The sequence below is a fragment of the Rhizobium acidisoli genome, from assembly GCF_002531755.2.
GTDB lineage: Bacteria > Pseudomonadota > Alphaproteobacteria > Rhizobiales > Rhizobiaceae > Rhizobium > Rhizobium acidisoli.
Genome location: NZ_CP034998.1, coordinates 2865885 through 2888534 on the forward strand (window position 1 = coordinate 2865885; position 22650 = coordinate 2888534).

General features: G+C 63.1%; 23 protein-coding genes. 16 read left to right on the forward strand and 7 right to left on the reverse strand.

The window, feature by feature from the left end; genetic code table 11:
• Nucleotides 1-85 precede the first annotated feature (85 nt).
• On the forward strand, nt 86-316 hold the full coding sequence (locus CO657_RS14220) for a P-loop NTPase family protein (RefSeq protein WP_003593055.1): 231 nt from the start codon (nt 86-88) through the stop codon (nt 314-316).
• A 104-nt stretch (nt 317-420) separates the two neighbouring features.
• Here CO657_RS14220 and CO657_RS14225 read toward each other — a convergent pair whose 3' ends face one another.
• Entirely contained in the window at nt 421-2277 is a 1857-nt protein-coding gene (locus CO657_RS14225) for an ABC transporter ATP-binding protein (protein ID WP_054182566.1), read from the reverse strand.
• A gap of 385 nt (nt 2278-2662) precedes the next feature.
• On the opposite strand from CO657_RS14225, the gene CO657_RS14230 reads away from it, so the two are divergent.
• Nucleotides 2663-3124 (forward strand): tRNA (cytidine(34)-2'-O)-methyltransferase, encoded by a 462-nt coding sequence (locus CO657_RS14230; protein ID WP_054182565.1) that lies wholly within the window; start codon nt 2663-2665, stop codon nt 3122-3124.
• A 193-nt stretch (nt 3125-3317) separates the two neighbouring features.
• A complete protein-coding gene (locus CO657_RS14235; protein WP_054182564.1) occupies nt 3318-4964 on the forward strand; it encodes a Na/Pi cotransporter family protein in 1647 nt (548 codons plus the stop codon).
• 3 nt (nt 4965-4967) lie between these two features.
• Here the strand turns inward: CO657_RS14235 and CO657_RS14240 are convergent, their stop codons facing one another.
• Complete coding sequence (locus CO657_RS14240; RefSeq protein WP_003593048.1) at nt 4968-5228, reverse strand: hypothetical protein; 261 nt, start codon at nt 5226-5228, stop codon at nt 4968-4970.
• 177 nt (nt 5229-5405) lie between these two features.
• Here CO657_RS14240 and hemF point away from each other — a divergent pair, with 177 nt between their 5' ends.
• The 3 genes from hemF (at nt 5406) to CO657_RS14255 (ending at nt 6990) form a co-directional block, all read left to right on the forward strand.
• Nucleotides 5406-6317 (forward strand): oxygen-dependent coproporphyrinogen oxidase, encoded by a 912-nt coding sequence (hemF, locus tag CO657_RS14245; RefSeq protein ID WP_054182563.1) that lies wholly within the window; start codon nt 5406-5408, stop codon nt 6315-6317.
• Between the two features lie 103 nt (nt 6318-6420).
• Nucleotides 6421-6690 (forward strand): hypothetical protein, encoded by a 270-nt coding sequence (locus CO657_RS14250; RefSeq protein WP_012558513.1) that lies wholly within the window; start codon nt 6421-6423, stop codon nt 6688-6690.
• A gap of 114 nt (nt 6691-6804) precedes the next feature.
• Nucleotides 6805-6990 (forward strand): DUF1059 domain-containing protein, encoded by a 186-nt coding sequence (locus CO657_RS14255; protein ID WP_003593041.1) that lies wholly within the window; start codon nt 6805-6807, stop codon nt 6988-6990.
• Here the strand turns inward: CO657_RS14255 and CO657_RS14260 are convergent, their stop codons facing one another.
• From CO657_RS14260 to CO657_RS14270, 3 genes are read right to left on the reverse strand one after another with little or no spacing between them, the layout of a single operon-like run.
• The gene (locus tag CO657_RS14260; RefSeq protein WP_012558514.1) at nt 6991-8259 is read right to left on the reverse strand and encodes a CCA tRNA nucleotidyltransferase; all 1269 of its coding nucleotides are present in this window, start codon (nt 8257-8259) and stop codon (nt 6991-6993) included. It lies immediately after the preceding gene.
• Nucleotides 8256-8906, reverse strand: a complete 651-nt coding sequence (locus tag CO657_RS14265) for a CoA pyrophosphatase (protein WP_012558515.1) — start codon at nt 8904-8906, stop codon at nt 8256-8258. Before CO657_RS14265 ends, CO657_RS14260 begins: the two co-directional genes overlap by 4 nt.
• Nucleotides 8903-9526 carry a DUF1285 domain-containing protein gene (locus CO657_RS14270; RefSeq protein ID WP_054182562.1) on the reverse strand — a complete coding sequence of 208 codons (624 nt, stop codon included), beginning with the start codon at nt 9524-9526 and terminating at the stop codon, nt 8903-8905. Before CO657_RS14270 ends, CO657_RS14265 begins: the two co-directional genes overlap by 4 nt.
• Nucleotides 9527-9684: 158 nt before the next feature.
• Between CO657_RS14270 and CO657_RS14275 the strand changes: the two genes are divergently transcribed.
• From CO657_RS14275 to CO657_RS14295, 5 genes are read left to right on the forward strand one after another with little or no spacing between them, the layout of a single operon-like run.
• A complete protein-coding gene (locus tag CO657_RS14275) occupies nt 9685-10695 on the forward strand; it encodes an AAA family ATPase (protein WP_003593035.1) in 1011 nt (336 codons plus the stop codon).
• 13 nt (nt 10696-10708) lie between these two features.
• Nucleotides 10709-11629: a DUF58 domain-containing protein gene (locus tag CO657_RS14280; RefSeq protein WP_012558517.1), complete on the forward strand. Its 921-nt coding sequence runs from the start codon at nt 10709-10711 to the stop codon at nt 11627-11629.
• Nucleotides 11626-14439, forward strand: a complete 2814-nt coding sequence (locus CO657_RS14285; protein WP_054182561.1) for a DUF4159 domain-containing protein — start codon at nt 11626-11628, stop codon at nt 14437-14439. The genes CO657_RS14280 and CO657_RS14285 overlap by 4 nt, the downstream gene beginning before the upstream one ends.
• A gap of 1 nt (nt 14440) precedes the next feature.
• A complete protein-coding gene (locus tag CO657_RS14290; protein WP_054182560.1) occupies nt 14441-16510 on the forward strand; it encodes a hypothetical protein in 2070 nt (689 codons plus the stop codon).
• Nucleotides 16511-16514: 4 nt separating this feature from the next.
• Nucleotides 16515-16931, forward strand: a complete 417-nt coding sequence (locus tag CO657_RS14295) for a GNAT family N-acetyltransferase (RefSeq protein ID WP_003593026.1) — start codon at nt 16515-16517, stop codon at nt 16929-16931.
• 1 nt (nt 16932) lies between these two features.
• Here the strand turns inward: CO657_RS14295 and CO657_RS14300 are convergent, their stop codons facing one another.
• Nucleotides 16933-17496: a GNAT family N-acetyltransferase gene (locus CO657_RS14300; RefSeq protein WP_080518739.1), complete on the reverse strand. Its 564-nt coding sequence runs from the start codon at nt 17494-17496 to the stop codon at nt 16933-16935.
• A gap of 227 nt (nt 17497-17723) precedes the next feature.
• Here CO657_RS14300 and CO657_RS14305 point away from each other — a divergent pair, with 227 nt between their 5' ends.
• Complete coding sequence (locus CO657_RS14305) at nt 17724-18710, forward strand: glutathione S-transferase family protein (protein WP_054182559.1); 987 nt, start codon at nt 17724-17726, stop codon at nt 18708-18710.
• A gap of 118 nt (nt 18711-18828) precedes the next feature.
• Here CO657_RS14305 and CO657_RS14310 read toward each other — a convergent pair whose 3' ends face one another.
• Nucleotides 18829-19308, reverse strand: coding sequence for an NUDIX domain-containing protein (locus tag CO657_RS14310; protein ID WP_054182558.1), 480 nt, complete (start codon nt 19306-19308; stop codon nt 18829-18831).
• A 70-nt stretch (nt 19309-19378) separates the two neighbouring features.
• On the opposite strand from CO657_RS14310, the gene CO657_RS14315 reads away from it, so the two are divergent.
• The 4 genes from CO657_RS14315 to CO657_RS14330 all read left to right on the forward strand — a co-directional run bounded on the left by CO657_RS14315 (nt 19379) and on the right by CO657_RS14330 (nt 22541).
• A complete protein-coding gene (locus CO657_RS14315) occupies nt 19379-20287 on the forward strand; it encodes a metallophosphoesterase family protein (protein ID WP_054182557.1) in 909 nt (302 codons plus the stop codon).
• Between the two features lie 158 nt (nt 20288-20445).
• Nucleotides 20446-21006: a tetratricopeptide repeat protein gene (locus tag CO657_RS14320; RefSeq protein WP_003561379.1), complete on the forward strand. Its 561-nt coding sequence runs from the start codon at nt 20446-20448 to the stop codon at nt 21004-21006.
• A gap of 181 nt (nt 21007-21187) precedes the next feature.
• Nucleotides 21188-21697, forward strand: a complete 510-nt coding sequence (locus tag CO657_RS14325; RefSeq protein ID WP_054182556.1) for an RNA polymerase sigma factor — start codon at nt 21188-21190, stop codon at nt 21695-21697.
• A gap of 1 nt (nt 21698) precedes the next feature.
• Complete coding sequence (locus CO657_RS14330; protein WP_054182555.1) at nt 21699-22541, forward strand: anti-sigma factor family protein; 843 nt, start codon at nt 21699-21701, stop codon at nt 22539-22541.
• Nucleotides 22542-22650: the final 109 nt, after the last annotated feature.

Below are 22650 nucleotides of genomic sequence, written 5' to 3' on the forward strand. Positions count from 1 at the left end.
GATAACATCGGCGGCATCGCCATTGATTACGCCCGAACCGGTCACAATCTGACGATACGATCGCGCTTCACCGGAGAGAAGGCCCATGGAAACGAAAATGCTCGATGCGCATATTCCGCTTCCGCTCGCGGAAAGGCTGGATGCCCTGGCTCTCGACCTGGCATTGCCGCGCGACGAAATCGTCACTGAGGCCGTTACCGCCTGGCTCGACCAGGAGGAGCGCCGCCGCATCGCCACGCTGCGCACACTCGCCGCCGCCAACACCATCATCCTCGTCGAACATGATCGCGTGATCGACTGGGCCGACAGTCTCTGAATAATAGGCGCGGCCGCCAGCAGTCCTCAGCACCGCTGGCAGGCACAATGTAAAGCCAGGATAGGAATTGAGGCCCTCCCCGCTTCCGCTGGCAGGGCCTTTTATCATTCCGCCGCCACTTCCGCTTCCTCGGCGTGATCGGAGAGGAAGCCGCCGGACTGGCGGTTCCAGAGGTCGGCGTAGATGCCGCCGCTCCCGATCAGTTCGCTGTGCGAGCCGGCCTCGATGATCCGGCCCTTGTCGAGCACGATCAGCCGGTCCATCTCCGTCAGTGTCGACAGCCGGTGGGCGATCGCGATCACCGTCTTGCCCTCCATCAGGGCAAAGAGGTTTTCCTGGATCGCTGCCTCGACTTCCGAATCGAGCGCCGAAGTCGCCTCGTCGAGCACCAGGATCGGCGCGTCCTTCAGGAAGACGCGGGCAATCGCGATGCGCTGCCGCTGGCCACCGGAGAGCTTGACGCCGCGTTCGCCGACCTGCGCGTCGAGCCCCTGGCGGCCCTGCATGTCGACGAGCCCTTCGACGAACTCCCAGGCATTGGCACGCTTGGCAGCCTCGATGATCTCGGCATCCGAGGCGTCGGGGCGGCCATAGGCGATGTTGTCGCGGATCGAGCGATGCAGCAGCGAGGTGTCCTGCGTCACCACGCCGATCAGCGCGCGCAGGCTTTCCTGCGAGACGCCGGCGATGTCTTGCCCGTCGATGGTGATGCGGCCGCCCTCCAGGTCGTAGAAGCGCAGCAGCAGGTTCATCAGAGTCGTCTTGCCGGCGCCGGAGCGGCCGACGAGACCGACCTTCTCGCCCGCTGTGATGTCGAGCGACAGGTTGTCGATCACACCCTTGCTCTTGCCATAGTGGAAGCGGATGCGGTCGTAGTGGATCGCGCCCTTCTTCGCCGTCATCGAGGGGGCGTCCGGCTTGTCGACGATGTCGTGCTGTTTGCTCATCATCTCCATGCCGTCATAGACCGTGCCGATATTCTCGAACAGCGCCGAGACCTCCCACATGATCCATTGCGACATGCCGTTTACGCGCATGGCAAGGCCGATGGCGATGGCGATCGCGCCGACCGAGATCGCTCCGTTCAGCCAGAACCAGATCGACATGCCCGAGACCACGAACAGCGCAACGCAGTTGTTCAGGTAGACGCTGATGTGGAAGAGCGTCACCTTGCGCATCTGCTTGTGCACTGTCTGCAGGAACTCGTCCATGCCTTCCTTGGCATAGACCTCCTCGCGGCCGGCATGTGAAAACAGCTTGACGGTGGCGATATTCGTATAGCTGTCGACCACGCGCCCCGTCATCATCGAGCGTGCATCAGCCTGCGCCGCAGCGATCTTGCGAAGCCGGGGCACGAAATAGGAGACGATGCCGATATAGACGGAGAGCCAGACGAGGATCGGGATCATCAGCCGCCAATCGGCAGCCGCGATAACGATGATCATCGTCAGGAAGTACGTCACGACATAGACGAAGACGTCGAGTATCTTCATCACCGTCTCACGCACCGCGAGCGAGGTCTGCATCACCTTGGTCGCCACACGCCCGGCAAACTCATTGGCGAAGAAGGTCATGCTGTGGCGCAGCAGGAAGCGATGCATCTGCCAGCGGGCGCTCATCGGATAATTGCCGAGCAACATCTGGTGCATGATGAGGGAATCGAGGCCCGCCGTCAGAGGCAGACCGATCAGCACCAGCGCCGCCATCCAGAAAAGCTTGTGGCCTTCCGTCTGCAGGAAGGTGGCGCGGTCGGCATTGGTCAGCCAGTCGACGATATCGCCGAGAAACTGGAAGAGCGCCACTTCGCCGACGGCGATCAGCGCCGTCAGCACGGCCATCAGGCAGAGCCAGGGCGCTGCCGGCTTGCTGTAGTGCCAGCAAAAGGCAAAGAGACCCTTCGGCGGAGCGACGGGCTCCTCGCTCGGAAAGGGATTGAGTCGCTGTTCGAACCAGCCAAACATGAAATTGCTCCGAAACGTCAGCGTTTCGGCTCCCGGCTTCGCGCCATCCCAGCGCCACGCAAGCACATATGGGAACCGAACGTTCAAGGGGCGAGGCTGAAGCAGCCGCACAATGGATCAAAAAGGGGGATTTAAGAAGAAAAGCGCTCTAGCGGCGCCATGTCGCCTTAATCGGCATCACGGCGGGAAAGCGCATATCGAGCAAAATATTCATGACGGCCCTCCCTGCTGGCGATTGAAGATGTGCATGGATAACGCGAAAATCGCGAAATTTCCAGCCCTATAATGGCGTAAATTGAACGTTTCTCGGCCAAAACGCGCCCTGTTGCGGCGAAATGGCAGTTGCTTTAGGTCTTGCCCGTTCTAGCGAAATAAGCGACGTGTGATGACCGACCTCAGATTGGCACTCTACCAGCCGGATATTCCGGGCAATACCGGCACGATCCTGCGTCTTGCCGCCTGCCTCGGCTTTGCGGTCGATCTGATCGAGCCCGCCGGCTTCGACGTTTCCGATCGCAACCTGAAACGATCCGGCATGGATTATATCGCCGCCGCCGCGCTGACCCGCCATGTCAACTGGGACCGCTTCGAGGCGTGGCGCGCCACGACTGGCCGCCGCCTGATCCTCGCCTCGACCAAGGCGGCCGATCGCTACACCGATCTGGTCTTCCGTTCGGACGACATCCTGCTTTTCGGGCGCGAAAGCGCCGGTGTGCCGGATCATGTGCACGAGAGAGCCGATGCCCGCATCCTGATCCCGATGGTCGACGGCCAGCGTTCGATCAACGTCGCCGTCTCGGCCGCAATGATCGTCGGCGAAGCGATGCGCCAGACGGTCTGGGCATAATCGATATCGGCTCGACGCCACCACTATCGGCTCCCGAATATGTCGCAAAACGACGTTGCCAATCCGCCAAAGCGGCGTATATTTATTAGCCGGGCAATCAAAAAGATTGCATTGCTCCTACGATTCCAATCGGTTGGAACAGTCCAGATCTCGTTAGCTTCGCCTCTTTGGAAGGAAGAATAAAAACAAGAAAATGGATTCCACAATTATCATGATCAACCTGTTCGGTGCCGTGGCCTTGCTGCTGTTCGGCCTAGCGCAGGTGAAGGACGGTGTCTCCAGGGCCTTTGGCGCACGGCTGAGAACAGGGTTGGCGAGCGGAACGCGTGGCGGTTTCCGTTCCTTCCTTTCCGGCCTCGTCGCGACCATTGCACTGCAGAGCTCCACCGCGACGGCGCTGATGACCGCGTCCTTCGTCGAACGCGATCTGATCAGGCCGCGCATGGCGCAGATCGTCTTGCTCGGCGCCAATGTCGGCACTGCGATCACCGCCTGGATCGTCGCTACCGGCATCGAATGGCTCTCCCCCCTCCTGATCCTGGCCGGCATCGTGCTTTACCGCGGCCGCTCCAGCGCCCGCCAGGGCGGCGGCGCAGCGCTGATCGGCATCGGGCTGATGCTGCTGTCGCTGCATCTGCTCGGCCTCGCGACGGAACCGATGCGTGCCTCCCCCGCTCTCGCCGCCTTTATCGGCCTGCTGGACGGCGCGCTGCCTGTGGCGCTGCTCTTCTCAGCGGCCCTTGCCTTCCTCTCCTCGTCGAGCTTGGCAGTGGTGGTGCTGATCCTGTCGCTCGCCTCGGCGGGCCTCGTCTCGGCTGAACTCGTCATCGTGCTCGTGCTCGGCGCCAACCTCGGCGGTGCGATCCCGCCGGTTATCGCGACATTGTCCGGCCCGGTGTCGGCGCGGCGCGTCACCCTCGGCAATCTCGCGGTGCGCGCGCTCGGCTGCTTCATCGCTCTGCCGCTGGCGGGCTATGGCGCCGAACTCATCCAGATGCTGCCCTTCGGCCCGGCCAAGCTGCCGGTCGACGCGCATCTCGCTTTCAATCTTCTGCTCGCAGCCCTCGCCTGGCCTTTTTCCCGGCCGCTCGCCACCCTGATGGCTCGGCTGGTGCCGGATCAGCCGGAGCCTGACAACGCCCCGAAATATCTCGATGCGCAGGAGCTTTCGACGCCCGTCATCGCCCTGACGAGCGCCACCCGCGAAGTGCTCGGCGTCGGCGACCTCATCGAGCGCATGCTGGTCAGGGTCTCGGAAGCCTTCGAAAAGAATGATGCCGGCAAACTTGCCGAAATCCCGGCGCTCGAAGAGCGCGTCGACCGACTGCAGCAGGCGGTGAAGATCTATCTCTCGAAGCTCGGCCGGGAGGGGCTCAGCGACGAAAACGCCCGTCGCTCGATCGTCGTCATCGACTATGCGATCAATCTCGAACATATGGGCGACATCATCGAGAAAGGCTTGCGGGAAGAGGTGGCGAAGAAGATCTCGCTCGGTCTGAAATTTTCCGACGACGGCCATCAGGAACTGCGAAAGCTATTCGATCTGACGATCGACAATCTGCGCGTCGCCCAGACGATCTTCGTCACCCGCGATTTCAATCTGGCGCGGCAGATGATGGAGGTAAAGGTCGAAGTGCGGCGGATGGAGAAGCAGTCGGCCGAGCGCCATCTCGAACGCCTGCGCGACGGCCGCGCCGACAGCCTGCAGACGAGTTCGCTGCATCTCGACATGCTGCGCGACCTGAAGCGCATCAATGCCCATATCGTCTCGGTGGCGCATCCGATCATGGACGAGAGCGGCCTACTGATCGAAAGCCGCGTGCGACCCGCGGCGGAGTGACGGTCAATCGGCCGAAGGCAGGCGGCGCATGGTGAATTCGATCTGGTCGCCGTCGAGCTGACGCCAGCTCTCCACCTCTGTCCAGTAGGCGGCTTTCGGATATTCGTCGAACCATTCGCGCGCCTTGGCGCGTGCGTCGATCAGGCCGAGGCAATATGTCTCACGCACGAAATGGTCTTTCCGGCGGGAGGACGTTTCCGCCCGATGTCTTGCTATCCTGCGCTTCAGGCCGTCGAAAGACGGAGGCCCTGGAACTTTTTTCATCAAACCTACCTCTTCCAAAAAGGTAGTATCGAAATTCGGGATTTGCGAGTCGAATCTTGGAAGGCTTGGGCGTGCTGCCTCGGCTTGGCGAGATGCGGCGCCACCTGCTAAACGGGGCGGGTAATCGAGAATGAGCGAGTCGCTTCCTATGATGATGCCGACCGCCGGAGACGCGACATGGAAAGACCGGAACTGCCGATCGGCTTGCCTGAGGACATCGAAGAGAAGAAGGCCGCCGCCCGCAGCTGGTTCGAAGGACTGCGCGATGCGATCTGCGCCTCCTTTGAAGCCCTCGAAGACGAGTTGGAGGGCCCGCTCTCCGATCAGGAGCCCGGCCGTTTCGTCGCCAAGGACTGGTCGCGCGAAAACGGCGCCGGCGGCGGTGGCCGCATGTCGATGATGGAAGGCCGGGTCTTCGAGAAGGTCGGCGTCCACACCTCCACCGTCCATGGCGAATTCTCCCCGGACTTCCGGGCGCAGATACCCGGCGCCAAGGACGATCCGCGCTTCTGGGCCTCGGGCATTTCGCTGATCGCCCATCCCGTCAACCCCAACGTCCCCGCCGTGCATATGAACACCCGCATGGTGGTCACATCAAGCCGCTGGTTCGGCGGTGGCGCCGACCTGACGCCGGTGCTGTCGCGCCGCCGCACCCAGGAGGACGAGGACAGCCAGCTCTTCCACAAGGCGATGGAGATCGCCTGCCGCAATCATGCCGTCGCCGATTACGATGCCTACAAAGCCTGGTGCGACGACTATTTCTTCCTGAAGCACCGCAACGAGGCCCGCGGCATTGGCGGCATTTTCTATGACTGGCTGCATTCGAACGAGGATGCCGGCGGCTGGGACGCCGATTTCGCCTTCACTCGCGATGTCGGCCGGGCCTTTTCCATGGTCTATCCGAAAATCGTCCGATCCAACTTCAATAAGTTGTGGACAGAGGCCGATCGCGACGAACAATTGATCCGCCGAGGCCGCTACGTCGAATTCAATTTGCTGTATGATCGCGGTACGATCTTCGGCCTGAAGACCGGCGGCAACGTTGAATCCATTCTTTCGTCCCTGCCCCCTGTCGTCCGCTGGCCATGAGACTGTGATAACTCGTCGATAAATTCGAGTTGATTGACCTTCACGAAAATTAAGCGCGTCCTAACTTTATATGTATGTGCGTAACAATCGGAGGAGGATTGTCATGACGATACAAAGTGGTTCGCCTGCGTCCACGGATGTCCAGGAAACATCCCGCACAATCGACACATCCGAGTTTCTGACACGCATCGCTGAGAAACTGCGGGCCAAGAGCGGCTCGGATCTGCCGCTGTCCTGCTTCATCGAGCAGGTCAAGCTGCAACTGGCCGGCGGAAAGTCGCCGGAACAGCTGCAGAACGAAGCAGCGGCCGCCAACAGCAACATGCCCGGCCATCTCTCAGATACCTACAAAGCCTGGGCGATGCCCGACTGAAACGGCCTTTACTGGCCGGCATACCGATGCCGGCCGGAACCTTCCCTCCCCCCGCACATTCATAAATCGCGTCAGATCGCGATCGTCTTTGTGTTTTAAACAGAGGAGAAGACTATGCGACTTTTCGAATGCGGCACTCTCGTCCCAGGCTGCGCCTGGCATACACGGGCGGATAGCGACGCCGAGGTGGTTCGCCGCGCCGTCGAGCACCTGAAAAACGCTCACGGCGAAACCACGATTCGCGAGAACATGGTGGATAATATCAAGTCTCGCATCCGAGACGAGGTCAACGCAGCCTGATCATTGCACCCGTTCCTGCAGCCGGGCGAGCAGCGCCGCCCGGTCGGAAACGAAATTTTCCTCCACCCACTGGTTTTCCAGGCCGGCTAGCAGCTCGCCGACACGCGGGCCGGACGGAATTCCCATAGACATCACGTCGCCGCCGTTCAGCGGAAATTGCGGTTTCTCCCAGTTCGCGGCCTGATCCAGGAGCTTGGTAAGCCGGGCCGACCGCGCCATTTCGTCGAAATCCCCTTCAGCTTTGCCACGCGCAACGCCGAGCGCCAGCTTCAGCCGCGTCGTGATGCCATCGGCGCCGTTGCGGTAAAGCAGCCGTTCGAAGGCGGCCGACGACATGTCGTCATTGACGGGGGCTGCCATTGCCCAGGCCTTGAGGAAAGCCGCTTCCGCGTTCGCAAGCTTGAGTCGGGCTGCCAGCGCCTCCAGCCGCGCCGCATCGGGCGGCACGATCGCCGCAAGCCGCAGCAGCGGATCAGGCGCCCAGCCGAGCGCCTTTTCGGTGGCAACCAGCGAAGGGATCGCATCGATCCCCCATCGTTCCGATTCCGGCAGGATTTCCGTCAGCACCGCCACCTGCCGCATCCAGAGCAGCGCCCGGCCGGGATCGGCAGCACTCAGCAGCTTGCGCAGCTCCGACCAGACACGCTCCGCCGACAGCGTCTTCAATTTCGAACGTGCCGCCGAACACGCCTTCAGCCCCTCGGCATCCGGCCGTCCGGAGCCGTAATAGGCAAAGAAGCGGAAAAAGCGCAGGATGCGCAAATGATCTTCGGCAATACGCTTGGCCGCATCACCGATGAAGCGGATGTTGCGCCTCTCGATATCGGCAAGCCCGCCGACCAGATCAACCACCTCGCCATTGGCATCCGCATAAAGCGCATTCATGGTCAGATCCCGCCGCTCGGCATCCGCCTTCCAATCAGTGCTGAAGGCAACCTTGGCATGGCGGCCGTCGGTCTCGACATCGGTGCGAAGCGTCGTCACTTCGAAAGGCTTGCCATCGACAACAAGCGTCACCGTGCCGTGCTGCAGGCCCGTCGGAACCGCCTTGATGCCGGCCGCAGCCGCCTTCTCCATCACCGCCTCCGGCCTGAGCGTGGTAGCGATGTCGATATCGCTGACCGGCAGGTCCATCAGGCTGTTGCGCACCGCGCCGCCGACCACCCGCGCCTCCCCGCCACCATCGGCCCCGCCATCGGCATTCAGAAGTTCCAGGATCCGGCCGAGCGCCGGGTCGCGGAACCATGCTTGGTCGGCAAGACCGGTCATGCATAAAGCCTTTCGTAAAGCGTGCGGACGATGCCGGCGGTGATGCCCCAGATCATTCTGGTTTCATAGGGCATCCGGTAGAAATGCCGGTCGATGCCGTCGATGACGCGCCTGTCGCGGGCGTGATTGGCAGGGTCCATCAGGAAGGAAAGCGGCACCTCGAACACGTCGGCCACCTCGGCCGGGTTCAGGGTGAGCGCGAAGCCCCGCGAGACGACGCCGAGCACCGGTGTGATGCGGAAGCCGGTCGAGGCAAGATAGTTCGGCAGCCGCCCAACGGTCTCGACGAAGGAACCGGAAAGACCGATCTCCTCCTCCGTCTCGCGGATTGCCGCCATCTCAGGTGAGATATCAGCGGGATCGATCGAGCCGCCGGGAAAGGCGATCTGCCCGGAATGTTTGCGCAGCGTCGCCGTGCGCTTGGTAAAGATCACATGCGCCTCGTCACCGGCATCGACGACGGGCACGAGCACGGCAGCGTCGCGCAGCTTGAAGGTCTCGACCTCGGCGACGATTTCGGGATTGAGGACATGGTCGCCGTGATCGCGCCAGGCATGGTCGACCGGCCCGCCATTCTGGTTGAGCGCGCGGCGGCGGAATTCGGCTGCGGAGAACAGCGGATAACGGTGGGTGATCGCATCATTCATCGGCAAAGAGCATCCAGTTCGTCGGCGGGCATGACAGGAAAAACTTCGCCGGCGGAGCGGATCGCAAACATCGCCCGTCCCTGCACGTCGAGGATCTCGCCAAGCGCGACCAGTTCATACATCACCGCACGCGACACCAGCGCCTCCAGCCGCCCGCGCACATGCAGATAGGGTTTCAATTCGGCGTTGCCGTCCGCAATGGCAAAGCGCAGCCGATGCTCTCCTCCCGCCTCCACGACATCGCCGACATTGGTACGAAATGTCAGCGTCTGTTTACCTTGCCCCTCCGTCACACTCATCTCCACGGCAATGAACGGAGCGTCGGCGACCCTGATCCCGACCTTTTCCACAGGAGTTACAAGATAGGTCTTCTCATCCTCATCCTTGCGCAAAACCGTCGAAAACAGCCGCACCAGCGCCGGGCGGCCGATCGGCGTGCCCATGTAGAACCAGGTGCCGTCGGCTCTGATCTCCATATCGATATCGCCGCAGAAAGGCGGATTCCACCGCTCGACCGGCGGTAAGCCGCGTTTTTTTCCGCCGCTTTCGTCAGACGCGCGCGAAATCATGGCGGCAAGTCCTGCCGCATCCGCCTGTCCGCTGATTTCCTCGGCTGCCATTCTTCCGTCCCGGTTTGTCCTTAACGAAGTGATGTCACGAGATAGTCATTCGCAACGAACTTGTCAGCCCGTCACATCTCCATAACTCTATCGGGTATGAGGCACATGTATAAGTCCGCCGATTCGCTGCCGAATGATTTCAGCCGTTGGAGATGCCCATGGGTATGATGAAGACCGAAGCCAGCCTCGATGAAAAGGCGATCGTCGCCGCCGCCGAAAAGGCGCTCTCCGATATCGCCGCCATCCGCGGAGAGGTCTCGAAGGTGATCTTCGGTCAGGAAAGCGTCGTCGAGAACACCATTCTCGCCGTGCTCTCCGGCGGTCATGCCCTGCTTGTCGGCGTTCCCGGCCTTGCCAAGACCAGACTGGTGACGACGCTCGGCGAAGTCCTCGGCCTCGCCGCCAACCGCATCCAGTTCACGCCCGACCTGATGCCCTCGGATATTCTCGGCTCCGAGGTGATGGATCAGGACGACAGTGGACGCCGGTCTTTCCGCTTCGTCAAGGGCCCTGTCTTCGCCCAGCTGCTGATGGCCGACGAGATCAACCGCGCCTCGCCGCGGACCCAGTCGGCGCTTCTGCAGGCGATGCAGGAATATCACATCACCATCGCCGGCCAGCGTTATGACCTGCCGGCGCCCTTCCATGTGCTCGCCACCCAGAACCCGCTCGAGCAGGAAGGCACCTATCCCCTGCCCGAAGCCCAGCTCGACCGTTTTCTGCTGCAGGTCGACGTCAACTATCCCGAGCTCGCCGCCGAACGCCAGATCCTGCTCGAGACGACAGGTCTGGGGGAAACCCGGCCGGCTGCCGTCATCGACGCCCAGCGGCTGATCGAGATCCAGACGCTGGTGCGTCAGATGCCGGTGAGCGACACGGTCGTCGACGCCATCCTGGCGCTGGTGCGGTCCGCCCGCCCCGGCCAGGGCAATGCCTCGACCGACAAGAACGTCGCCTGGGGTCCGGGGCCCCGCGCCGGCCAGGCGATGATGCTCTGCGCACGTGCCAGGGCGCTCTATGAAGGCCGCCTGGCGCCCTCGCTCGACGATATTTTTGCGCTGGCCGAACCCATTCTCCAGCACCGTATGGCGCTGACATTTGCCGCCCGCGCCGAAGGCATGTCGGTGCGCGACGTCATCGCCGGACTGGTCAAGCAGGCAAAGGGATAAGGAAGCCGGACGCGTGGCATCTATCGGACAGATCGTCAATCCGACGTCAGGCAGCGATGCCCTTTCCCGCGCCAGGCAGCGGGCCGCCCTGGTGCCGGATTGCCTGGTGGAAGCCAAGCGCATCGCCAACACGGTGATCGCCGGCTGGCATGGCCGCCGCAAGCGCGGCATCGGCGAAAATTTCTGGCAGTTCCGTCCCTATGCCGAGGGCGAAAGCCTGTCGCGCATCGATTGGCGCCGCTCCGCCCGCGACGACCATACCTATGTGCGCGAGCGCGAATGGGAGGCGGCCCATACGATCTGGCTCTGGTGCGACATGTCGCCCTCGATGATGTACAAGTCGAGCTACGGCAGCGTCTCCAAGGAAAGCCGCGCGCTGGTCATCATGCTCGCACTGGCCGAGATCCTCGCCCGCTCCGGCGAGCGCATCGGCTGCCCGGGCATCATGGATCCCGCCTCCACCCGCAATGCCGCCGAGCGCCTTGCGGCCGCGCTCATGCACACCCCGCTGACCGGCGGTCTGCCGGAAACGGCGATGATCCGCGGCTGGAGCGACCTCGTCCTCATCGGCGATTTCCTCGATGATGCGCCGGCGATCATGGAACGCCTTGGCCCACTTGCCCGCCGCGGCCTGCGCGGCCACGTGGTCGAGATATCAGATCCCGCCGAGGAAATATTCCCCTATAGCGGCCGCACCGAATTCACCGATCCGGAGAGCGGCGCCAAGCTTATCTCCGGACGCGCCGAACACATCCGCGAGGCCTATCGCAACGCCTACCTCGCCCGCAGGGACAGCCTCGGCCAGTCGCTGCGCCATCTCGGCTGGACCTTTGCGACACACCGCACCGATCATCTCGCCTCGGAGGCGCTGGTCGCGGTGCACATGTACCTGTCCGGCATGCCGGCCAAGGCAACGCATGGAGGGCAGCTGTGAACGCCCTTCCCTTCGCTTTCGCCTATCCCGCCATTCTGGGCGCGCTCGTCGCCCTGCCGGTCATCTGGTGGCTGCTGCGGCTGACGCCGCCGCGCCCGAAGACCGAGGTCTTCCCACCGCTGAAAATCCTCGCCTCCGTCTTGAAGCGCGAGGAGACGCCGGCGCAAAGTCCCTGGTGGCTGACGCTGCTGCGCATGCTGCTTGCCGTCACCGTCATTCTTGCGATCGCCGATCCGGTCTTCAATCCGCGCACCAGTTCGCTTGCATCCGGTGGCCCGCTTGTCCTCTTCGTCGACAACAGCTGGGCGGCAGCCCCAGACTGGGAGCGCCGCATCCAGACGGCAGACGCGTTGATAGACGACGCCGAATCCGCCGGCACACCCGTGTCGATTGCCTTCACTGCCGATCCGACCAACAACGCCGTTCCAGGCACCGCCGCGGCCGCCCGCGACAAGCTGCGCGCGGCCGAGCCGCGACCGCTGGTGCCGGACCGCGAGCGCGCCTTCCAGGCGCTGCGCGCCGCGTTGAACGGCGTCAAGCCCGGCACCCTCGCCTTCCTGACCGACGGGGCCGCCGCCAAGGCCGACGACGCGACGGTGCGAAGGCTGGCTGAACTCCAGCCCGCCGATCTCCGCCTGATCGAGGGCGATGCCGAACGGACGGTCGCCATCACCGCGGCCAACAATGCGGCCGATGCCATGACCGTCAAGGTCACACGGCTCAACAGTTCGCGCGCCGCATCCGTGGCGCTGAACGCGGTCGATACCCAGGGGCGCTCGATTGCCAACGGCAGGGTGGATTTCCGCCCCGGCCAGAGCGTGGCGACGAGTTCGATCACCGCCCCGTTCGAAATGCGCAACGATTTCGCCCGCGTCAGCGTCGATAACGGCGCAACGGCCGGCGCCGTCCACCTGCTCGACGACGCATTCAAGCGCCGCCGCGTCGTCTTGCTGTCAGGTGAAGGAGGAGATGAGTTCCAGCCGCTGCTCTCACCCCTTTATTATATCCAGCGGGCGCTGCAGCCCTATGCGGATCTGATCCAGCCGAGCGATTCCGATCTTTCGGTCGCCATACCGAAACTTCTCGCCAGCAATCCCTCCATCATCATCATGGCCGATATCGGCCGTCTGCCGGAAGACACCTACGAACCGCTGACACGCTGGATATCGAACGGTGGCATGCTGCTGCGTTTCGCCGGTCCGCGCATGGCCGCAGCCCCCGCGGACGATCCGCTGATCCCCGTCATCCTGCGCCAGGGAGAACGGGCGCTGGGCGGCACATTGTCCTGGAGCGAACCGCAGTCGCTCGCCGAATTTCCAAGTTTCGGGCCTTTCGCCGGCATAGCGCGTCCCGCCGATGTCGTCATCAAGCGGCAGGTGCTTGCCGAACCGACGCCCGATCTTGCCGAACGCACCTGGGCGAGCCTGGCGGACGGCACGCCGCTGGTGACGATGAAGCAACTCGCATCCGGGCAGATCGTCCTGTTTCATGTCACCGCGGAAGCGACCTGGTCCGACCTGCCGATCTCGGGCACTTTCGTCGACATGCTGCGCCACCTCCTGCAGATATCGCGCTCGGGCGGTGTGACCTCGGAGGCGCGCGGCAATGCGCGTGTCTCCGAAACCCTGCCGCCATTCCGGATGCTGACGGCCAAGGGCACGCTCGTCTCCGAGACGGGGGCGGCGCGGCCCCTCATTCCGCAGGCCGGAGCCGAACCGACGGCGAATTTCGACAATCCGCCCGGGCTCTACGGTTCGGAAGACGGTTTCACCTCCCTGAACGTATTGCCTGAGGACGCCGAACTGACGCCACTCGACACAACCGGGACCAATGCCGTGCGCGAAGGCCTGATGGGCGGCGAAAGCTGGTCGGCAAAGCCCGCGCTTTTTCTCGCAGCCTTTCTGCTGCTGCTGGCCGACAGCCTGGTCGTCCTCTTCATGAACGGCGCGTTCTCACGATTTCGCCCGGCTGCCCGCACAGCGGCCATGATCGCCATTGCGCTCAGTGCCGGCTTTCTCATGCAACCCGGCATGCTTCACGCCGACGACTCCCAGCCCGGCGACGACCTCATCTTGCAGAGGCTCGACAACACGCATCTCGCCTATGTCGTCACCGGCGAACGGGACGTGGACGACATATCCGAGCGCGGACTCGAGGGCCTTACCCAGTTCCTGACATTCCGCACGACGCTGGAGCCGGCGCCGCCCGTCGGCATCGACCTCACCAAAGACGAGCTCGCCTTCTATCCGATCATCTACTGGCCGGTTTCGGCAACGGCGCCGATGCCGCCGTCAGCGGCGATCAGCCGTATCGACGCCTATATGCGCAATGGCGGCACCGTGCTTTTCGATACGCGCGATCAGATCAGCGCCCTGGACAATGGCGGCAATATCAGCGCCAACGGCCAGAGGCTGCAGGAAATTCTCGCCAATCTCGACATTCCGCCGCTGGAACCGGTGCCGTCAGATCACGTGCTGACGAAATCCTTCTATCTCCTGTCGAGCTTTCCCGGCCGCTACACCGGCAGCCCGCTTTGGATCGAGGCCCGGCAGGGCGGCCGCGAGGCGACCGAAAAATCGGCTGCGACGGCCGACGGCGTTTCGCCGATCCTGATTACCGGCAATGATTTCGCCGGCGCCTGGGCAGTCGACGACAACGGCGTGCCGATGCTGCCGACCGTGCCGTCCGATGAAGCGCAGCGCGAATATGCCTACCGTGCCGGCGTCAACATCATGATGTACATGCTGACCGGCAACTACAAGACCGACCAGGTCCATGTTCCCGACCTTCTCGAACGGTTAGGACAGTGAAATGACCTTCGACTTTTCGCCCTTCCTGCCTTGGCCGGTTCTGGCCGCACTGGCCGCCGTCAGCGTCATCATCGCCGCCTTCGCGATCTGGCGCGGCATTCGCGGCGCCTGGATCAGAACGCTGGCGGCGCTCGCCATGCTGACCGCCCTTGCCAATCCGGTGCTGCTGCAGGAGGACCGGGATCAGCTGTCGACGATCGTCCCGGTTCTCGTCGACCGAAGCCAGAGCCAGCAGACGCCCGATCGCGTCAAGATGACCGATGATGCGCTGGCGGCGTTGAAGGGGCAGCTCGCCCGCTTTCCCCAGATCGAAGCCCGCTTCGTCGATGTCGAAGGCGACGTCAACTCCGACGTGCCGTCGACGCGCCTGTTCGACGCGCTGTCTGCCAACATCGCCGATGTCCCGCCGGCCCGCATCGGCGGCGCCATCATGCTGACCGATGGTGAAGTTCACGATGTTCCGGCCGCCAATCAGGCGCTCGGTTTCGATGCGCCGATCCATGGCCTCATCACCGGCAAGGCCAACGAATTCGATCGCCGCATCGAAGTCATCAAGGGGCCGCGCTTCGGCATCGTCAATGAGGAGCAGCAGGTGATCTTGCGCGTCTTCGACGACGGCCCGAGCCCCGGCGGCACGGCCAATGTCACGGTGAAGCTGAACGGTGACGAGATCGCCACCCTGCAGGCGACGCCCGGCCAGGATACGCCCTTCTCCTTCAAGGTGCCGGCCGGCGGCAGCAACGTGCTCGAATTTTCCGTCGCCGCACTTCCGGGCGAGGTCACCACCGCCAACAACCGAGCCGTTCACGTCATCGACGGCATCCGCCAGAATCTCCGCGTCCTTCTCGTCTCCGGCGAGCCGCATGCCGGCGAACGCGCCTGGCGCAACCTGCTGAAATCCGATGCCTCGGTCGACCTTGTCCATTTCACCATCCTGCGGCCGCCGGAAAAACAGGACGGCACGCCGATCAACGAGCTGTCGCTGATCGCCTTCCCGACGCGCGAGCTCTTCGTCGACAAGATCAAGGATTTCGACCTGATCATCTTCGACCGCTACCAGCACCGCGGCGTGCTGCCGCTGCTCTATTACGATTACATCGCCCAATATGTCGACAATGGCGGCGCGCTGTTGATCGCCGCCGGTCCCGAGCATGCCGGCCCCGACTCCATCGCACTGACACCGCTTTCCTCGGTCCTGCCGGCAACGCCCACCGGCGAGATGATCGAAAAGGCTTTCTATCCGCGCCTCTCCGAGGAAGGCCGCAAACATCCCGTCACCCGCGGCCTGGACGGCTCGGGCGAGGATCCGCCGCATTGGGGCCGCTGGTTCCGCAGCGTCGATGTCGATCGGCCGCAGGGCGAAACGATCATGCTCGGCGCCGACAACCACCCGCTGCTGGTGCTGAACCGCGCCGGCCAGGGCCGCGTCGCCATGCTGCTTTCCGATCAGGGCTGGCTCTGGGCGCGCGGCTTCGAAGGCGGCGGCCCCAACGTTTCGCTCTATCGCCGTATCGCCCATTGGCTGATGAAGGAGCCGGCGCTCGAGGAAGAAGCACTGACGGCGCGCGCCTCCGGCCGGACGCTTGAAGTCACGCGCCAGACGATCGGCGACAATCCCGGCAACGCCACCGTGCGTTACCCCTCCGGCAAGACCGAAACCCTGCCGCTCACCCAAGCCGAACCGGGGCTCTACAAGACCGAGAAGCGGATGGACGAAATCGGCCTCTTCGAAATCCGCAACGGCAAGCTGTCGACGCTCGTCCATATCGGCGCCGTCGACGCACCGGAATTCAAGGCGATGATCTCGACGACCGATGTGCTGAAGCCGGTCGCCGAGAGAAGCAAGGGTCTCGTCACCCGCGTCGCCAACGAGAGTGGCAGGATCAGCGTGCCGCCGATCCTGCCGGTGCGCGGCCAGGTCCGCGTCGCCGACGACGATCGCATGATGATCCGCATGACCAGCGAGACTGTTTTGAAAGGCATCAACACGCTGCCGCTCTTTGCCGGTTTTGCCGGCGTCGGCATCCTGCTGCTGGCCTTCGGAACCATGTGGTGGCGGGAAGGACGATAATCGCATGCCGGAATTCGAGCTGACCGCCTCGCCCTCGCCGGAGGAACTGGCGGCGATCACCGATGCGCTCTCCGCCTTCAACGCCGGTGATGTCGGCCCCTCCGATCGCCGGCCGCTTGCCGTTCTCATCCGCGATACCGACGGCAAGGTGACCGGTGGACTGTCGGGCTTTACCGCCTGGGGCTGGCTCTTCACCCAGATGCTCTATATTCCCGACACGTTGCGCGGCACCGGTCTCGCCGGCAAGCTCCTCGCAAAAGCCGAAGAAGAGGCGAAAGCTCGGGGGTGCCACGGCGCCTGGATCGACACCTTCAGCCCGCAGGCTCTCAGTGCCTATCTGCGCCAGGGCTATGAAGTCTTCGGCGAGCTTGAGGATTTCCCGGAAGGCCGCACGCGCAGCTTCCTCCGCAAAACTCTCTAAATCATCCGTGCCAGGCGATGATGCCCTTCAGCCGCTCGTGTGCATCCTCGGCGATCGGCACGACGAGCACGCGGCCGGGATCGACGGGGCCTGGAAAGGAAAGCGCGTTGTAGGCGACCTTCTGAAAGCCGAGCGGGCCGTAATAGGGCGGATCGCCGACGAGGATCACCGCTTCCGAGCCCTTGCGTCTTGCCGCCTCCACCGCGATCCGCACCAATTCGCGGCCGATGCCCTGGTTCTTATGGGAGGGACGGACGGCGAGCGGGCCGAGAAGATGGCCCTTCACCGTGCCGGCCAGCACCGGCGTCATGCGCACGGAAGCGATCGTCTCGCCATTATCGGTGCAGATGAAGGAGAGCGACAGATCATGCGGCCCCTGCTCGCGAATGCGCGCCGCCGCCCGCGTGAAGCGGCCCGGACCGAAGGCTTCTTCGTTGATATGTTCGATGGCGGCGTCATGAGACGCGTCTTCGGTGAGGTAGACGAGATCGTGCTTGTACATGATGACAGAAACCGGATGGACAGATTGATGGGTCTCGAACACGCCTTGGGCGTTCGGGAGCATCAGCGTCGTCGCGGGTTTCTGGAAATGAACATCACGCAGGGATCCTAAAATCGTGAAAGGCCGATAGCAGGAAAAATTTCCGCCGTCCAACGCAAAATGCACACGACAGCACTGGAATTTATGCGGCGCTCGAGCAGCGTGACACACTGTTCAACCTTTACCGCCTGCAAAGCCCCGCTATCTCAGCTAACTTCGCTCCCGACACGTAACCAAAGGAAATGAAGATCATGGGAATGCTGGTGGACGGCGTCTGGCATGATGTCTGGTACGACACGAAGGAGAGCAAGGGCCAGTTCAAGCGGCAGCCCTCGCGGTTCCGCAACTGTGTGACGTCGGGCGGTGAGGCCGGCCCTTCCGGCAGCGGCGGTTTTAAGGCCGAGGCCGGGCGTTATCATCTCTATGTCTCGCTTGCCTGCCCCTGGGCGCACCGCACGCTGATCTTCCGCAGGCTCAAGAAGCTGGAGGAGCTGATCTCGGTCTCGGTCGTCGACCCGCTGATGCTCGACAATGGCTGGGAATTCAAGGTCGGCGACGGCGCCACCGGCGACCAGCTCTTCGGCTCAGCCACGCTCTGGCAGATCTATGTCAAGGCCGATCCGCATTATTCCGGCCGGGTCACCGTTCCCGTCCTGTGGGACAAAAAGACCGGCACGATCGTCAGCAACGAATCCGCCGAGATCATCCGCATGTTCAACAGCGCCTTCGACGGGCTGACCGGCTCGAAGACCGATTTTTATCCCGAGGATCTCCGCGCCGAAATCGACGCGCTGAACGAAACCGTCTACGACACCGTCAACAACGGCGTCTACAAGGCGGGCTTTGCCACCACTCAGGAAGCTTATGAGGAAAATGTCGGCAAGCTGTTCGAAACGCTCGGCATGCTCGACGAACGTCTCGGCAAAGGCCGCTATCTCCTGGGAAACCGTCAGACCGAAGCCGACTGGCGCCTGTTCACGACGCTGGTGCGCTTCGACCCCGTCTATGTCGGCCATTTCAAATGCAACATCCGCCGCATCGCCGATTACAGCAATCTGCCCGGTTACTTAAGAGATCTCTATCAGACGCCAGGCATTGCCGAGACGGTGAACCTGACGCACATCAAGCAGCACTATTACCGCAGCCACAAGACCATCAATCCGACCGGCATCGTTCCCGTCGGCCCGGCGCTCGATCTCGACAGCCCGCATGGCCGTGCGAAGCTTGCCGCGGCCTAATGCATGTCGCCCGGAAGTGTGCAGCTGTTCCGGGACAACGACATGCATGAAAACAAAGGATTAAAGCGCGTCGCGTCAATCAGATTTGACGCCACGCGCTTTAAGAAATGTAAAGCCCTCACCAGCGGTGGTCGGGCTCCCGCTCGCCACGAAGCTCGGCAAGGCGGCGATGCGTCGCCTCGGTCGTGCCCTCGGGCAGGCTGTCGAGCGGGAAGAAGCCGCTGTCGGAGATCTCCCAGTCCGGCGGACGCGGCGCCGTCTGCTCGACATTCGCCCGGTAGAACACGACATGGTCGCGGCGAGTATTCGTGGTGTTGAAATAGACCTGGACCAGTTGCGGTTTGCCGATGATCCTGAGGTTGCCCTCTTCGCGCAATTCCTTGGCCAGCGCTTCTTCGACCGTCTCGTTGCGCTCCAGCCCGCCGCCCGGCATGTGCCAGCCGCCGACATAGCTGTGGCGCACCAGGAAAACCCGCCCATCCGCATCGAAGCAGGCGGCCCTGACGCCCATCGTCATGCCGCGGGCGAAGGAGAAATAGACATGCAGAAGGCGCAAGGCCGTCCTGATATGCAGCGGCCGTTTTTCTTTGTCCACCATCGTTCCGTTTCAGCCCTTCATCGCGCCGGATGTGTTTGATTTGTCAATAAGCTGGTCTATGTCTCGTAGCATGTTCAAGCTCGCGCATATTTCCGACGTCCACCTCGGGCCGTTACCCCGTCTTTCTATCCAGGAGCTGTTTTCAAAACGCATAACGGGCTTTGTGAACTGGCATCGAAATCGACGCAAGCACCTTTTCGGCAGCACGCTGGATCTGTTGCTCGACGACATCCGCGCCCACGAGGCGGATCATCTGGCCGTCACCGGCGACCTCGTCAATCTGGCGAGCGGTATCGAGATCCGCGCCGCGGCCGCCTGGCTGCGCGCGCTCGGCGATCCCGCCGACACCTCGGTCGTTCCCGGCAATCACGATGCCTATGTGCCCGGCGCCTATGAGAAGTCGATGCGCGCCTGGTACGAGTATGTCCGCGGCGATCTCTCCCCGCCGCAATGGCAGGAAGACCGTCATATTTTTCCCTATCTGCGCATCCGCGACAAGGTTGCGATCGTCGGCTGCTCGACGGCGGTCGCCACCCCTCCCTTTGCCGCCTCCGGCTTTTTCGGCGCCCGCCAGGCCCGCGATACCGTCAACATGCTGCGCGCGGCGGGCGAAGCCGGTCTCTTCCGGGTCGTGATGATCCATCATCCGCCGATCCGCGGCGCCACCACCTTCTACAAGCGCATGATCGGCATCCGCCGCTTCGCCGCGGTGATTTCGACCGGCGGCGCCGAGCTCGTGCTGCACGGGCATACGCACCTGAACACGCTCCACTGGCTGCGCGGCCAGGTGCAGCCGGTGCCCGTCGTCGGCATCGCCTCCGCCTCGCAAGGACCGGGCAGCATCAAGCCGCCGGCCGCCTACAACCTCTTCTCCATCGACGGCTCTCCCGGCGCCTGGGAACTCAGCGGCGAACGCTTCAGCGTCAACCGGTCCGGCGATGCCGTGATGGCGGAAAGCGCTGATATTTTCGCGCGTTAGCGCCGCCTCCGAACTCCTTTCCTCCAGCACGTGAACCGATATGAGAGGAGGCCCGGCCATTGCCGCAACAATTGCCATGGCGGCCGCTTACCCTCTTGGTATTTTTAGCGGTAGGCGTACAATCCGGCCAACGCATCGCCTCAGAACGGAGCCCGCCAATGACTTCTTCTTTCCGTCACCTGTCCAGACTTTCGCTTGCCGCCGGCTTTGCCTTCGGCATCGCCACAGCTGCTTTCGCGGTCGGCGACAACAACGATGACACCAATCCGCCGCCGAAGACCCAGACGACCAAGACCTGCACCGGCGGCAAGGTCTGGGACAAGGCCAAGAAGGAATGCGTCAACCCGAAGAAGAGCAGCTTCAACGACGACGATCTCTACAAGTTCGCCCGCGAGTTCGCCTATGCCGGCCAGTATGACAATGCCATCACCGTGCTCAATCTCGCCCGCAACCAGAACGACCCGCGCATCCTGAACTATCTCGGCTATGCCAACCGCAAGGCCGGCCGCATGGAACTCGGCATGTCCTACTACCGCAAGGCGCTGCAGGCGGATGAGAACTACATCCTTGCCCGCTCCTACATGGGCATGGCGCTGGTGGAACAGGGAGACATCCAGGGCGCCCGCGTCCAGCTCGTCGAAATCCGCGATCGCGGCGGCGAAGGCACATGGGCCTATCGCGCTCTGCTGCAAAGCTTGAACGGCTACAAGACATATTGACGCAAGTTTTGTGGGCCACAATACGAAAATCCCTTGAGAAAAGGGGATGAAGACAGCCGGATGCTTGCGAAGTGCAGGAGACTTGCTTCATAAAGCACATGCGGCGTCGATAAGGCCGGCTTCGCGCCCGACGGCGAACCCTTCGTCCGCGAAACCATTGCGAATGCTTCTTGGATAGACAATGCGTCAACCCGCAACGACCATCGATCTCCGGCGTGATCTCGTCGGCCTTCTGCCCCGCCTTCGCCGCTTCGCGATCACGCTCGCGGGTGAGGCCGCCGTGGCCGACGAACTCGTCCAGGCGGTCTGTCAACGCGCCATCGCCAAGGGCCATCAATGGAGTGGTGAAGGCCGCCTGGAAAGCTGGATCTATACGCTCGCCCGCCAGCAATGGACCGACGACAGCCGCAAGCGCAAGCCGAAGGCTTCCGTCCGCGGCAACGTCACGGATATTCGCGAGGCCGCGCGCGAACGCTCGGCCGCAGTCGATCCCGACGCCATTCATCGCATGATCGCCGATATGCCGGACGGCCTTTGCAGCATGTTCCTGCTCGTCGACGTCGAAGGCCACAGCTACCAGCAGGCGGCCGACATCATGGGCACGCCGGTGGCAAATGTCGTCTCGCAGCTCGCGACCGCAAGGCTGCATTTTGCCGGGCTTGCCGGCACCCACCCGATCCACAGGTACTGAATTGCTCGATCTTAGGAAATTGCCGCTCGAAGCCCAGCTTACCGCCCTTCTCGATGGCGAGGTCTCGCCCGAACAGCGCCACGAACTTGAGCAGCGCCTGGCAACCGACGAGAATGCGCGCCGGCTGCACGAGAAACTGCGCCACGGCGCCGATTTCGGCCGCCGCCGTCTCGACGACATCCTGAAGGAGCCGGTGCCGCTCGCCCTCGTCCGCTCGATCAAGAGCACGCAGCCGCCGAAGACGCCGATCGCCCAGCGCGCCACGCGCCCGCCGGTGAAACTGGCGCCGAGTGGCCCGCAGGCGCTGGCCGCCGCCCTTATTCTCTTCGCCGTCGGTTGCGGTATCGGCTATTTCGTCGGCATCAGCCCGGATGCCGACGAAATCGCCACAACGACCTCCGCGACGGCGCCGGCCAATACCAGCGACTGGCTGGGCGACGTCACCGCCTATCAGCGCCTGCTGATCCGCCAGCCCCGTCATCTCGTCGAAGTGCCCGCCTCTCAGGCCGAGGAAATCTCCAGCTGGCTGACGACCGCGATCGGCGTGCCCTTCCGCGTGCCCGATCTCAGCGCCGAAGCCTGGACCTTCCAGGGCGCGCGCGTCATCCTCGGCGACAGCCGCCCTGTCGGCCAGCTCGTCTATTCCAACACCGACGGCGACGTCATCTCCATCTGCTTCCGCAAGGACGCACAGCCACCGGAGACCGACGACTTCAAGGAAACCATCAAGGACGAGATCGGTCTCGTGACTTGGCACAATGCCGGCACGTCCTATGTGCTTGCCGGCCCCTCCGCCGAAGCGACGCTCGGCCAGCTCGCCATGAAAATCGCCACGGCGATTTGATCGTCGGCTATCGTATGTGACGAATGTTACCGCCAGCGAAGCTGAGGCGGTACCATGGAAAATCGACCCGCAGCGCCAGCGGCCCCCTCATCCGCCTGCCGGCGCCTTC